Raw genomic sequence first — 12,895 nt, forward strand, 5'->3', positions numbered from 1 at the left:
CCTGCCCGGAACCTCCCCGTTCCAGTCTCCACCTACAGCATGTCACATCCTGTCCGCACCGCAATCGAAGAATGGTTACCAATCTTTCACCGCACCGCCGAACAAGATTACAGATATTACAATTATGACAGGGGCGATAACCAGCGAGCCTTTGAAGATCGCCGCCGCAATGCCTATGATGATGGCGGGAGGAAAGTGCAGTGCTTAATCAGAAGGTTCGCATTCTGATCGTCGAGGACGATCCGGATATGGCCGAGCTCATCTCGGACCTCATCGAGGCGGAGGGCTGGCTGCCCACCTGCGCGCGCTCCGCCGAGGAGGCGGACGAGATATTGGCAAGGGACAGGATGCAGCTTGTGCTGGTCGATCACAATCTGCCGGGCACATCCGGACGCACCTTCGCCCAGCGGCTGCGCAGCCAGATCGACATCGGCATCGTCATGGTCACTGCCGCCGGCAGCGCCGCCGACCGGGTTCTCGGGCTTGAGACCGCAGCCGACGATTATGTGGTCAAACCCTTCGAACCCATCGAACTCACGGCCCGGATCAAAGCTGTTCTACGCCGAACGATCCCTTCGCTGAAACAGGAGAAGGACAGCGATCATGGGCGCGGGGCGCTTCGCCTCGGCGACTGGGCAATCGATCTCGATGCACGCCGCGCCGTCTGCCTCGCGGACCGTAGCCGGACACTGACCACCGCCGAATTCGCGCTTCTGGAAATACTGGCGGAAACACCCAACCAGCCCGTCAGCCGCTCCCAGATTCTCGACAGGCTGGGTTCGGAGAGCGACCGTTACATCGACAGAAATGTCGACGTGCTGGTGCTGCGGCTCAGGCGCAAGATCGAGATCAATCCCGACCTGCCGCGCCATATCAAGACGCGGCGCGGCAAGGGTTACGTGCTCCACACCGATGAGGGCGAGCCTTCCCCGTGATCAGCCGCTCCTTCCTTTCCTCCATCGCCTTTCGCCTGCCCTTTGCGATTGTCTTTACCTGCCTCCTCGTCTTCAGCCTTTCCGCCATCGCCATTTATGGCCTGCAGCGCGCCCGCGATGAAATGGCGGCCTATGGGTTGCAGGCCTTTTCAAGCCTCGCCAAGGCGTCGCTGGTCTCGCGGCAGGTCTCCGATCTCGTCTCCAGCGCACCGTTCCTGATGAACGCCGCCTCGCCCTATCGCGTTTCCAGCGAAAGCCGCTCGGTGGTCCAGCAGGTCGATATTTTGCTTAAAATGACAGGACCGGACAGCGGCGAACGGATCACCCGTGGCTTTGCCAGCGAACGCATCGTCGAACTCCTCCAGATCATCCGGGAACAGACGCTCGATCTTGCGAAGGATGCCGATGCGGCACAGGGCCACAAGGCGGAAGCGGCAGCGGCGCTCGGCGAAATCGCCACCGGTCAGGGCATCCTCGATCCGGAACTGCGCCGGCGAATGAACGGCATCGTACAGGCCGCATCCGCATCCGACAGCCTTTTCCAGCTTGGCGAACTGCGCCGCCGCTACGTGGCGGAAACGACGGCGCGCCAGCAGGGCTATCCCGGCGAGCGCCTGCCCGTGGCCGAGCTGCAGCCCTATGAGCGGGTCTTCGAAGCCCAGAGCCGTTACCTTCTGGAAATGTTCGCCATCCGCGCCTCGGTCTCCCGCCTTCACACCGTCTCGCGGGATCTTTCCCATGTGACAGAAACCCAGGGCGATGCGGTTGCGCGCAGCTTGAACGAAGACCTGATTTCGACTTCCGATGCTCTCAACCGGCTGCTGATCATTGTCGCCGTCGCCTCACTTCTGGTTCTCATCGTGGCGATCTTCTCGATCCGCTCGGTAATGCGTGTCTCGCGCGGGATCGTGACGCTCTCCAACGGCATGAATGCCCTTGCCAAGGGGGATAAGGATGTCGGCCCGCCCGCCTATACCGGTCCCGAGACAGAGTTGATCCGGCTGCTCGATGCGTTTCGCGCCTTCCATGACAGCGTCGACCGCGTCTCGCGCCTCAGGCGTACGGCCGAAGCGGCAGCCCGCACCATCCGCTCGACCTTCCGCACCATGAACGAGGGAATTGCGCTCTTCGATCCGGCCGGCCGGCCCATCACCATGAATCGTCGCATCATCGAACTCGTCGGACGCTCCGGCTCATCGCGAAAACTGCCGCTTCGCCGGTTTGTCGAACCGATCCCGGAAATCGACCCGGCTCTGCTGCCCTTCGACGCAGAACCGGGGGAATTGCTCGACCGCGCAGTCCTTCGCCATCGCACAGACGATCAGCGGGTGATTGAAGTATCGATGTCACGCCAGCCGGATGGCGGCATCGTGCTGCTCGCCCGCGATGTGACCGCTCTCGATCGTCAGGAAGCGGAAGCCGTCAAAGCCCAGAGGCTTGATGGCATCATGCGCATGACCCATCAGGTCAGCCACGAGGTGGGCAACATGATCGGCATCATCACCGGCAGTCTAGGACTTCTGGAGCGGGAAGCCGGTTTCAACGATCGCCAGAAGCGGCACATCGCCCGCATCCGCAAGGCGGCGGACCGCGGCCGGTCTCTGGCCAGCAGCATGCTTACCATCGGCAGCCAGCAGCCGATTCATCCAAGCGTCATCAATGTCGCAAGCCTGCTGCGCGGCATGGCCGATATTCTCGAAATCGCCGTCGGCCCTAAATGCCGGATCGCGCTCGATATCGAGGGCGATCTTCCCTCGATACCGCTGGACCCGGCCCTTTTCGAACAATCCATCCTCAATCTCTGCCTGAACGCCGCAGCCGCCATGCCCGATGGCGGCCTGATTTCAATCCAGGCCGCCTCCGGCAAAGATACGCTGGTGATCGCCGTCACCGACGAGGGCATCGGCATGACGCCGGAGGCCGTGGACAAGGCCTTCGAGCCCTATTTCACCACGCGGGGCGACCATGGCGGTGCAGGTCTCGGCCTCGCGATGGTCTACGGCTTCGTGCGCCAGAGCGGCGGCGAAGCGCATATCAGTTCCAGACCCGGCGAAGGCGCAAGGGTGGAACTGACTTTTCCGGCAAATGCCGGTCACACCTAGCGGGCAAGCTGTGCGGATTCGATCGAATCCGCCAGTATCTCCAGCCCAAGGTCGATCTCCGAATCCGATACCGTCAGCGCCGGCGCAATGCGGAAGACACCGCCCATGCCGGGCAGCTTGACGATGTTCATGCTGAGGCCACGCAACATCGCCTCCTGCATGATGCGCGCACCAAGTTCGAAGCCCGGGGCTTTCGTATGCCGGTCGGCGACGACTTCAAGTCCGAGCAAAAGCCCGCGCCCGCGCACATCTCCAACGCATTCGAACCGCTGCTGCAGCGAGAGCAGCCCCTCCTTCAAACGGTTCCCGCGGGCAATCGCCTGTTCCACCAGACCATCACGCGCCACCACATCGAGAACCGTCACGCCGACAGCCGCCGGCAGCGGATCGGAAACATGGGTCGTATAGAACAGGAAACCCCTCTCGAAGGCCTTCTGTTCGACGTCTGCGCTCGTCATCACCGCCGCAAGCGGCAGGCCGGCGCCGAGCGTCTTCGACAGCGTCATGATATCGGGCGTCACCCCATCGCGCTGGAAGGCGAACATATGCCCGGTCCGGCCAACACCGGTCTGGGCTTCATCGAGGATGAGCAGCATGCCGCGCTCCCCGCACTTTTTCTTTAGCGCAGCGAGATAACCGACCGGCAGTTCGAGGATACCGCCGCTCGACAGGATCGGCTCAGCAATGAAGGCGGCAAGATTGCCGGTCGACTGGCGATCGATCAGTTCGAAGGCATCGTCGAGCTCCGCCTGCCAGTCATTCGATCCATCGGGATTCTTGAAACGCGGACGATAGGCATTCGGCGCGGGAATAACGAGTGAACCGGCCGTGGCCGGACCATAACCCCTGCGGCCGGCGCTATAGGTAGCGGAGGCCGCAGCGCCTGTCATGCCGTGCCAGCTCTGCGCGAAAGCGACGATCTCATGCCCGCCGGTCACAAGCTTCGCCATGCGGATCGCCGCCTCGTTGGATTCAGCCCCGGTGGTCAGCAACTGCACGCGATCGAGACCCGGCGCAAGCGCCGCAAGCCGCGCCGCCAGGTCAACGACCGGGCGCGACAACATGCCGGAAAAGAGATGGGCGACCGATGCCATCTGCCGGTTGACGGTGGCGACGATATCAGGATGGGTATGCCCGATCAAAGCGCTCATCTGGCCGGAGGTGAAATCGAGAATTGCGCGCCCATCCGCATCATAAACGAAACTTCCCTCAGCCCGTTCGACGATGATCTCCTCGAAGGCCGGTCCGTAGCGGGTCAGATGTTTATTGGCGGCCTCCCAGAAAGCCGGTTCGTCATTGAGCGAGGCGAAGTTCTTCGCAAGCTTGTCCATGGCATATTCCCCAAGAGTTTATCTTGCGGAAACATAACAACCCATTGCCACCTCAGTCCAATTGATAGTATTTTACTCCGATATCGATAATTTTGATATCGCCATGCTCGACCTTACGCTGCTGAAGAACTTTATCATTGTCGCTCGCGCCGGCTCCATCAGCGTCGCCGCAGCGCAGATCGGACGCACCCAATCCGCGCTCAGCACCCAGATGCAGCGGCTGGAAGAGCTGGTCGGCCATACCCTGCTGCAGCGAACGGGTTCGGGAGTGCGCGTAACTGCGGCGGGCGAGAGACTGCTTGCCCATGCCAGCGCTCTGCTTGCCCGGCATGATGAAATCCTTGCCGATATGGGTGAGGCGACTCTGCAGGGAACCGTGAGCCTTGGCTGCCCTGAAGATTATTCCATCGCCTTCCTGCCGGAACTGCTGAGAGGCTTCTTCGGCACCTACCCGAAAGTCGATCTGCGCATGGTCTGTGCGCCCACGACGGAACTGCGCCCCCTCCTGCAACGCCGCCAGATCGACATGGCGCTGGTTTCGCAATCCGATCCGGATCACCGCGACGTGCTCCGCAGGGAAAGCTTCGTCTGGGTGGCGGACAGGCCGGAGCCGGATCTCCTCGCCAAGGATGTGCTGCCGCTGGCGCTCTCCGCGCCCGTGACGCTGGATCACCGCGCGGCGTGCGACGCCATGGAAGCCGCCAATCGCCGCTACCGCGTCGCCTTCGCCAGCAACAGCCTTTCCGGCCTCATCGCAATCGCGCGCTCCGGCCACGCCATCAGCGTGCTGACAAGGACAGCCGTTCCAGCCGACCTTCATATCGTCAAAAGCGGGCTACCACCCCTGCCGACGATCGGCATTGCCATCGAGTTTGCCGATACGCAGACATCGTCGGCAGCCAGGGCGCTGGGCGATCACATCCGCACCGTTCTTCCCGGTCTCAGCCTGTAGCGTCAGGTTAATCCGGGCTTCGGAATCCTCTGGAACTTCGCCAGGCTATCAAGCGGCTCCACCCTATCCTTGTACAACGATCCGGGCACCGGGCTTTACCCGGTTGTAGAGGTCGATGATATCCTGATTCAGAAGACGAATGCAGCCGGCCGATACAGCCTTGCCGATTGAGCCTGGATCATTCGTGCCGTGAACACGATAATATGTATCCCTGCCATCCTTATGCATATACAGCGCTCGGGCACCCATCGGGTTCGACGGGCCGCCATCGACTCCGTCCTTATTCGGGCCGTAATGCGCGGGGTTCCTTGCGACCATTTCAGGTGTTGGGATCCACCGAGGCCAGGCAGCTTTTCTCGCAATAATCGCGTCGCCACCGTCAAAGGCGCGCGCAACAGGGCCGACACCCACGGCATATCGGATCGCCTTACCGCCGGGTTGAATCAGATAAAGGAAACGCGCTCGTTGATCGACGATGATCGTACCGGGCTTTTCGTCCGTGGCATAGCTTACGACCTGTCGCACGAACTCGGGATTCATTTTTCCGGTATTAACGCCGGCAATATGAAAACCGGCATCCGTCTTTTCGCCATACATAAGCACCGGGTCGGTTCCGATCGGGGCTGCCTCCCGATCTTCGACACGCTCATTGGAAGGGCGCGGCGCAGCGCCGGGAATACGGTCGGCATTGCTTGCGCAAGCGGTGAGGAAGATTGTCAACGCGACGGCCATCGGCCTGCGAGGAGAAACAATTAGACGAATCATGGGAGCCTGCTGGAATTGGTTGGAGCCTATAAAACGTGGCTGAAGCTCCAACCTTAAGGCTGCCTTAAACCGTAGTCCGGTCACTCCTGCGGCAGAATAAGCGTCACGACGAAACCGGAATCAGCCTGACGAAAATCAAGTTCCCCGCCGAGCTTTCGCATCGCCATGTCGACAATCGCCAGGCCAAGGCCGCTGCCTTCGCCATGGGCCGAATGTCCTCGCTTGAACCGCTCCCTGACAGTCGCCTGTTCTTCCGGGTTTATGCCCTGCCCTTGATCCGTCACGTCGATTTCGACCTTGGGACCGTTCTTCAGTGCACAAATCTCAACGCTTGAGCCCTCCGGCGAATACTGAATCGCATTCTCGATCACGTTGCGCAGGGCCAGACGCAGGAGATTGACGTTTCTCAAGGTCACCATTTCATCCGGTTGCATGCGAAGCTTCACGGAGATGCCACGCCTGCTGCTCTGGGCTTCAAGATCGGACCGAATGTCCTCCATTATCCCTGCGAGCCGCACCGTCTCGATCCCGTCGCCGCGATCCGCCGAATCGACAAGCGCCAGGTCGATAAGCTGGCGGACAAGACGCCCGGTCCGGTCAACGCTCGTCGAAATATGCGCCAGCGCCTTGTCTCGAACATCATCCTCCTTACTCCGCAGCGCCACCTGAGCCTGGGTCTTCAATCCGGCAAGCGGGGTCTTCAACTCGTGGGCGGCATAGGCGATAAACGTCTTCTCACGCTCACGGGCTGCCTCCACCCGCAGGAAGAGGGAGTTCAGCGATCTAAGCAATGGCTTGATTTCACTGGGCGTGTCCCTGTTTTCGATGGCGTGCAGTTCATCCGCAGACCTCAACCCCAGCGACATGGCGATCCTGTTGAGCGGTCCCAGCCCCTGTCCAACACTCAGCCAGATCAGCACCGCAAGGATCGGCAAAATGGCAACGGCCGGAACGAGCTGCCCCTTGACCACATCGGCAACCAGCCTGTCGCGTATCTCCAGACTGTCGCCCACAAGAACACGGGCATTGAGGTTCGGATTCACAACCGCAAAGACACGCCATCGCACACCATCGACGATGGTTTCGCTAAACCCGTCGCGATTGTCTGTTAGCGATTCACGCGGCGCACTTTCCGACCGGCTGACGAGTTGCCCCTGAAGCGACCATATCTGGCAGGAGAGCTGTCGTCGGTAGTCCCCCTGGAGATCGAACGACGAGGCGGCGTCGGTGGCTTTCGTGTCGTCCACGGCGGCAGCCACATCAATATGATGATCGGTAAGTAGCGAGCTGACCATGCGGGCGGCTTCCATCAGTCGCGCGTCCAGCACCCGCTCGACCTGATGCTGCACGCTGAAATAGGTCCACATGACGGCAAGCAGCCAGAGGGCTCCCGTCGTCGCCAGCAGGATCGCAAAAAGCCGCAACCGGATCGAACGCATCAGGGCATCCCCAGTCTGTAGCCAACTCCGCGCACCGTTTCGATGGCGGCACTTCCAAGTTTGGCGCGCAGCTTATGCACATGCACCTCGATCGTATTGCTCTCCACATCCTCCTGCCAGCCGTAGAGACGCTCTTCCAGTGCCTGTTTGGAGTGAATTGCCTGCGGACTTTCCATCAGCGCATGAAGGATCGAGAACTCGCGGCGCGACAGGATTACGGTCGACCCATCCCGAAGAACCTGCATCGAAGCGGGATCCAGCGTCAGCCCTCGCAGGCTGATCTGCGCACTCGCCCGCCCGGCCGCACGGCGCATGATCGCCCGCAGACGGGCGGCAACCTCATCCAGATCGAAAGGTTTGCCAAGATAATCGTCGGCGCCCGCATCCAAACCATCGATGCGGTCTCCAACCTCATCCTTGGCCGTCAGGAGCAGGACGGGAATCCGGTTTCCACTGCGACGCAAGCCGTTCAGGACATCCAGCCCGGAACCGTCCGGCAGCATTCGATCAAGAACGACCGCATCGAAATTATCCGTCGCCAGCGCCTCCGACGCGTCGGCGGCCGTTGTCACGCCGTCCGCGACGAAGCCGCTCAGCTTCAAACCTTCCCGTAACCCGTCGAGCAGGATCGGATCATCTTCGACAATGAGAATTCGCAATCACGCCTCCGCAAGCGGTCCATCCAATCTTGCCATGCGCGCACCAGCTTAAGCCTGCCTTAAGCTCCCGGCGAGATCAGTCCCGGCATGGAAGAATACATGAAAGGATATGCCGGATGCGCATATTGGCGTTCACATTTGTGATCCTGGCGCTTTTCAGGGTCGTCTCCCCGGCGTCCGCGATGGAAACACCACTTGCCATGGACCAGGCGTTCAAGGCAACGGTCGAGCGGGGAAACGACGGCCGCGCCATCATTCGCTGGGCGATCAATGACGGCTATTATCTCTACCGTGACTATCTGAGCGCAGAAGGCGAGGACGGCCGCAAACTGGAAATCCAGTCCCTCCCCGGAGAGATGAAAGAAGACCCCAGTTTCGGCTTTACCGAGATTTTCTACAAGACCGCAACGGCATCGGTCGCCGAAGCGCCGGCAAAATTCCGCCTTACCTATCAGGGTTGCAAGGACAAGGGGCTCTGCTATCCGCCGACCACCAAAACGGTCGATATGGCAAGCCTGACCGTGGGCGCTGAAGGTGTGTTTTCCCAAAACAGCTTCGCCAAAGCCGCACAGGCTTCGGCCGGCGTCTCCATGGACGCCACACAGGAAGGATTTTCACTGGCGGAGGATAACGCGCAGACAGCGGTCGATCTGCTGCTGGCGGATGGCGGATTGATCCTGCTTCTTGCCGGATTTCTCGGTTTCGGATTGCTGCTCGCCTTCACGCCATGCGTTTTCCCGATGTATCCTATCGTTGCGGCCCTGCTCGCCCGGGAAGGGGAAAAATTGACCGCGCGGCGCGGCTTCCTGTTGTCCCTGTCTTATGCGCTTGCGCTTGCATCCGCCTTCGGGCTGATGGGAATGGCCGCCGCATGGTCAGGGCAAAACCTGCAGGTCGCACTGCAGTCGACCTATGCCGTAGCCGCGATATCCACCCTGTTCGCCGTCCTCGCGCTCGCAAATTTCGGCCTTTTCCACATTCAGCTTCCAGCCGTGATCTCTGCCCGGTTCGCGAAATCGCCGCAGGGTGCTAGCACGATTCCCGGCGCGATGCTGCTCGGCTTCTCCTCGGCATTGCTCATCGGACCTTGTGTCACGGCTCCCCTGGCGGGTGCGCTTCTCTACATTGCCCGCACCGGCGATATCGTCATCGGCGCCGCCGCACTATTCGCCCTTGGACTGGGCAAGGGAATTCCCCTCGTCATCATGGCGACCGCAAGCGGCAAGGCGCTGCCGAAAGCAGGGCTGTGGATGGAAAAAGTGCGCCAGATTTTCGGCTTCATGTTTCTGGCCACCGCGCTTTGGCTGGCAACGCCGCTCATGCCGGAACGGCTGACATTGCTCGGATGGGCAATACTTGCCCTTTCCTTCGGCGTTTTTGCCTTCGGTGCAGGGACCGGCGATCCGAAGTCCGGTGTGAGCGTGCTTTCCCGCACGACGGGTCTCGCATCCATCATCTGGGCAATTCTGATCTTCATCGGTCTCGGCATCGGTGCAACGGATCCGCTCTCTCCCCTGAAGCCGCTGAGTTCCGCCAGCGGCTCCGGATCGCTCGCATCGATAAAGAAAAGCGACTTCGAGAAGGTTTCCTCCATCGCAAGCCTGGAAGCCCGGCTCGACAGCTCGCCGCCACAGGAACCGACACTCCTTTATGTCACAGCCGACTGGTGCGTGACCTGCCGCACGATCGAACGCTCACTTTTAACCGCACCCGATGTGGTTGAAGCGTTGAAGGGAGTGAACCTCGTCAGCCTGGACCTGACAAAACTGGACGCGAATAAACAGGCGTTGCTTTCGACATTGAAAGTAGTCGGCCCGCCCACGATGGTTTTTCTCGACAGCAACCGAAACGAGCCGGAAGCAACGCGGCTGATCGGCGAATTCTCGGCCGCAGATCTGGCAGCATCGGCTCGCAGGGCGCAGGGCTCGCGTCCGTGAACGACGTTGCGATCAATCCTGCCGCATTGCCGGCATCCCAATAATCCAACAAGGAGAATTCTGATGTTTTCACGACGCGATTTCATTGCCGGCGGACTGGCGGCTTTTAGCGGAGCGCTGTTGTCTGCAGGAGACGGCTTCGCACAGCAGGTCAGCACGGAGGAGGTGTTCTTCGACAGGGACGCACCCGTGCTTGGAAATCCCAAAGGCAAGGTCACGATTGTCGAATATTTCGATTATCAATGCCCCTATTGCAAGACTTCACATGCCATGGTGAAAAAGGTTGTCGCCAATGACGGCGACGTCAGGCTTGTTTTGAAGGACTGGCCGATCTTTGGTGGCGCATCAGTCTTCGCGGCGCAAGCGGTACTGGGGGCCGCCCAGATCGGTCAATATGAAATCGCCATGGAAGCGCTGATGAAAACAAAGGCGCGTATTTCCGAAAACGATGTCGAAAAGGCTCTGACCGGCGCCGGATTGGCGATGAAAGACATCGCCGCGGCGGTGAACAGCAACAACAGGAAAATCTCCGCGCTGCTCGATCGAAACTATCGCCAGGCGCTCGCCTTCAACTTTGTCGGCACGCCATCCTTCGTCATCGGCAAGACGATCTATCCCGGTGTTCTGGATGAGAAAGGCCTCAAGGCCGCGATTAAACAGGCCCGGTCATAATTCGGAAATCTCGCCCGGAACAACGCCCCTCCCTGTCATCTCGATTGTCAGGGAAGTTGCCAGTGAAATCGTCATAAGGACCTCCTCGATGCCCCGTTAGAATCCTCGCTTCCGGTCTGCACGCCTCACTGAGAGAAAACGTTCGTTTTGGCAAACGTTTCGAGCGCGGTTTTTAGAACGTGACGCCGCCGATTGTGTGGGGGTAACACTAAACCCTCTTAAAAAAGTAGTGTCCCACACCCCACACGTCACCGCCCTCATGCCCGAAAAGCCCGGCGGTCGCCAGGAAGAACAATCGCCATCGCCTTTCCCACAGCCGGGCGTCGGCGCCATAGGTTTGCTGCAGAATGGGTCGGATACGGTCAATTTTTTTGTCGAAATTTTCGAGCCAATCGAGCGCTGTCCGACGATAGTGCGACCCTGACCAGCGCCACTCCTGCTCGACGGTGAAAAGCTGACTGAAGCGATGGGGAAGGTCGAAGGCCGGCATGATGCCGCCGGTGAAGAAGTGCCGGGCGATCCAGTCGGCAGGATTGTTGTGGTCAAAACGATAGGATCGGTCGCGGTGGTTAAACACATGCAGGAAAAACCTGCCGTCCGGCTTCAGCCACGAGTGAACACGCTCGAACAACACGCGCCAATTCGACATATGCTCGAACATTTCCACCGATACGACACGGTCGAATCGATCTCCCGTCGTAAAATCATTCATATCGGCCGTCACGACAGAAAGGTTTGAAAGCCCCCGTTCTCGGGCACGACCGATTATATATTCGCGCTGCGACACGGAATTCGAGACTGACACGATGCGCGCATTTGGGAAGCGGCCGGCCATATAAAGGGATAACGAACCCCATCCGCAGCCGAGTTCCAGAATATCCATGCCGTCCTCAAGGCCGGCATGGGCCGAGGTCTGGGCCAAAGCAACATTTTCAGCTTCATCCAGCGTCGTCGTGGCATCGTCATAATAACAGCAGGAATATTTGCGCTGCTCTCCCAGAACGAGCGCGAAAAATGCCGCTGGCACTTCATAATGCTGTTTGTTTGCATCGTCGGTATGGCTGGCGACGGGAAACTTTACCATATCCGCCGCGAAAACCTCTTCCGCATCCGCTGGAATAGCGGCAAGCCGCCGCTTCGTTCGTGCACAGAGCATATCTATTCCGGCCAGCGTCACGCCGTCGCTGAGCGGCGCGCGCTCGGCGGCGTTGATGGCGAGTGCGAGCATGTTCATGGCCTGTCCTCGTTCTTGCGCGGCCCCGGAAAAAAGGCGTTGACGCGTTTTTGAAGGGCGCGGAATTTTTCCCCGCGCGATTGCAACATATGGTCTTCAAGCGGCGGAATGCCGGAGACATGGACAAGCAGCCAGTACATCATCGCCGGTGCCGCGAGCGATACCCATGACAAGGGCTGCCCCTGAATGGCCAGCAGCGGAAAACCGCACCAGAAAAGCCATTCGAAAAAATAGTTGGGGTGACGGGAATAACGCCACAGGCCGGTTTCGCAGACACTGTTTTTTGCCGCTGCGGTCTTTCTGAATTTCGAGAGCTGGGCGTCGGAGAGCGCTTCGCCTGCCAGCGCGCCAAGGGCAACCACCATGGCGATAACGTCAACCATACGCGGAAACACATGGGTGTTGCTTGCCGCAAGATAGACCGCAAGAACGAGCACGAAAGCGGCGATTGCCTGTATCTGCAGGAAGATGAATAGCCGCAGGGCGGCAGCGCTCCCCCATTGCTCCATAAGCTTTGCATAGCGGGGATCCTCCCCGGCTCCTCGCGTGCGCATGCCGATATGGCCGGCAAGCCGCAGGGACCAGACAACGACCAGGAAAAGTACAGCACCGCGCCGCCAGCCGTCTCCACCAGCGAAAACAACGGCGAAAATTCCGCCAAACCCGACAGTTGCCGCCCAGACCGTGTCGATCCAGCCGCTTGAACCGGTTGCTCTCTGCAACGCCCAAGCACCCGCCATCAGAAGCGACATGAGAATGGCAAGCGCCAGGACTACAGAAAACATCACTAATTCGCTCGCCATTTTGAATGGTTTGAGGTCGGGTTTCGTGATGGCAAATACGAGCGGACCCGCAAAAGAGTTTCAGGC

At 59.9% G+C, this 12,895-nt stretch carries 11 protein-coding genes; 5 read left to right on the forward strand and 6 right to left on the reverse strand.

Going from position 1 to position 12,895, the window contains the following annotated elements:
• Nucleotides 1-200 precede the first annotated feature (200 nt).
• Both RAC79_RS14505 and RAC79_RS14510 read left to right on the forward strand, forming a co-directional pair.
• Nucleotides 201-935 (forward strand): response regulator transcription factor, encoded by a 735-nt coding sequence (locus RAC79_RS14505; RefSeq protein WP_142844968.1) that lies wholly within the window; start codon nt 201-203, stop codon nt 933-935.
• Nucleotides 932-3,037, forward strand: a complete 2,106-nt coding sequence (locus tag RAC79_RS14510; RefSeq protein WP_142844969.1) for a PAS domain-containing sensor histidine kinase — start codon at nt 932-934, stop codon at nt 3,035-3,037. The genes RAC79_RS14505 and RAC79_RS14510 overlap by 4 nt, the downstream gene beginning before the upstream one ends.
• Here the strand turns inward: RAC79_RS14510 and RAC79_RS14515 are convergent.
• Nucleotides 3,034-4,368 (reverse strand): aspartate aminotransferase family protein, encoded by a 1,335-nt coding sequence (locus RAC79_RS14515; protein ID WP_174039640.1) that lies wholly within the window; start codon nt 4,366-4,368, stop codon nt 3,034-3,036. The two genes, RAC79_RS14510 and RAC79_RS14515, sit on opposite strands and share 4 nt — an antisense overlap.
• A gap of 103 nt (nt 4,369-4,471) precedes the next feature.
• Here RAC79_RS14515 and RAC79_RS14520 point away from each other — a divergent pair, with 103 nt between their 5' ends.
• The gene (locus RAC79_RS14520) at nt 4,472-5,320 is read left to right on the forward strand and encodes a LysR family transcriptional regulator (protein WP_162856837.1); all 849 of its coding nucleotides are present in this window, start codon (nt 4,472-4,474) and stop codon (nt 5,318-5,320) included.
• 63 nt (nt 5,321-5,383) lie between these two features.
• On the opposite strand, the gene RAC79_RS14525 is transcribed toward RAC79_RS14520, so the two are convergent.
• The 3 genes from RAC79_RS14525 to RAC79_RS14535 form a co-directional block, all read right to left on the reverse strand.
• Entirely contained in the window at nt 5,384-6,085 is a 702-nt protein-coding gene (locus RAC79_RS14525; protein ID WP_236781156.1) for a L,D-transpeptidase, read from the reverse strand.
• An 80-nt stretch (nt 6,086-6,165) separates the two neighbouring features.
• Entirely contained in the window at nt 6,166-7,524 is a 1,359-nt protein-coding gene (locus tag RAC79_RS14530; protein WP_174039641.1) for an ATP-binding protein, read from the reverse strand.
• Complete coding sequence (locus RAC79_RS14535; protein ID WP_065656201.1) at nt 7,524-8,183, reverse strand: response regulator transcription factor; 660 nt, start codon at nt 8,181-8,183, stop codon at nt 7,524-7,526. The genes RAC79_RS14530 and RAC79_RS14535 overlap by 1 nt, the downstream gene beginning before the upstream one ends.
• A 116-nt stretch (nt 8,184-8,299) precedes the next feature.
• Between RAC79_RS14535 and dsbD the strand changes: the two genes are divergently transcribed.
• Both dsbD and RAC79_RS14545 read left to right on the forward strand, forming a co-directional pair.
• On the forward strand, nt 8,300-10,120 hold the full coding sequence (gene dsbD / locus RAC79_RS14540; RefSeq protein WP_142844972.1) for a protein-disulfide reductase DsbD: 1,821 nt from the start codon (nt 8,300-8,302) through the stop codon (nt 10,118-10,120).
• Nucleotides 10,121-10,183: 63 nt separating this feature from the next.
• Nucleotides 10,184-10,792, forward strand: coding sequence for a DsbA family protein (locus RAC79_RS14545; protein WP_142844973.1), 609 nt, complete (start codon nt 10,184-10,186; stop codon nt 10,790-10,792).
• Nucleotides 10,793-11,000: 208 nt separating this feature from the next.
• Here RAC79_RS14545 and RAC79_RS14550 read toward each other — a convergent pair whose 3' ends face one another.
• Nucleotides 11,001-12,026 carry a cyclopropane-fatty-acyl-phospholipid synthase family protein gene (locus RAC79_RS14550; protein ID WP_142844974.1) on the reverse strand — a complete coding sequence of 342 codons (1,026 nt, stop codon included), beginning with the start codon at nt 12,024-12,026 and terminating at the stop codon, nt 11,001-11,003.
• Nucleotides 12,023-12,811: a DUF1295 domain-containing protein gene (locus RAC79_RS14555; RefSeq protein ID WP_142844975.1), complete on the reverse strand. Its 789-nt coding sequence runs from the start codon at nt 12,809-12,811 to the stop codon at nt 12,023-12,025. Before RAC79_RS14555 ends, RAC79_RS14550 begins: the two co-directional genes overlap by 4 nt.
• Between the last annotated feature and the right edge of the window lie 84 nt (nt 12,812-12,895).

The sequence above is a fragment of the Agrobacterium sp. LR_9 genome, assembly GCF_041954855.1.
GTDB classification, from domain to species: domain Bacteria; phylum Pseudomonadota; class Alphaproteobacteria; order Rhizobiales; family Rhizobiaceae; genus Agrobacterium; species Agrobacterium leguminum.

Coding starts and splice junctions, on each gene's coding strand:
- RAC79_RS14515 (WP_174039640.1), bottom strand. CDS start 4,368: ATGGACAAGCTTGCGAAGAACTTCGCCTCGCTCAATGACGAACCGGCT.
- RAC79_RS14520 (WP_162856837.1), top strand. CDS start 4,472: ATGCTCGACCTTACGCTGCTGAAGAACTTTATCATTGTCGCTCGCGCC.
- RAC79_RS14525 (WP_236781156.1), bottom strand. CDS start 6,085: ATGATTCGTCTAATTGTTTCTCCTCGCAGGCCGATGGCCGTCGCGTTG.
- RAC79_RS14530 (WP_174039641.1), bottom strand. CDS start 7,524: ATGCGTTCGATCCGGTTGCGGCTTTTTGCGATCCTGCTGGCGACGACG.
- dsbD (WP_142844972.1), top strand. CDS start 8,300: ATGCGCATATTGGCGTTCACATTTGTGATCCTGGCGCTTTTCAGGGTC.
- RAC79_RS14545 (WP_142844973.1), top strand. CDS start 10,184: ATGTTTTCACGACGCGATTTCATTGCCGGCGGACTGGCGGCTTTTAGC.
- RAC79_RS14550 (WP_142844974.1), bottom strand. CDS start 12,026: ATGAACATGCTCGCACTCGCCATCAACGCCGCCGAGCGCGCGCCGCTC.
- RAC79_RS14555 (WP_142844975.1), bottom strand. CDS start 12,811: ATGTTTTCTGTAGTCCTGGCGCTTGCCATTCTCATGTCGCTTCTGATG.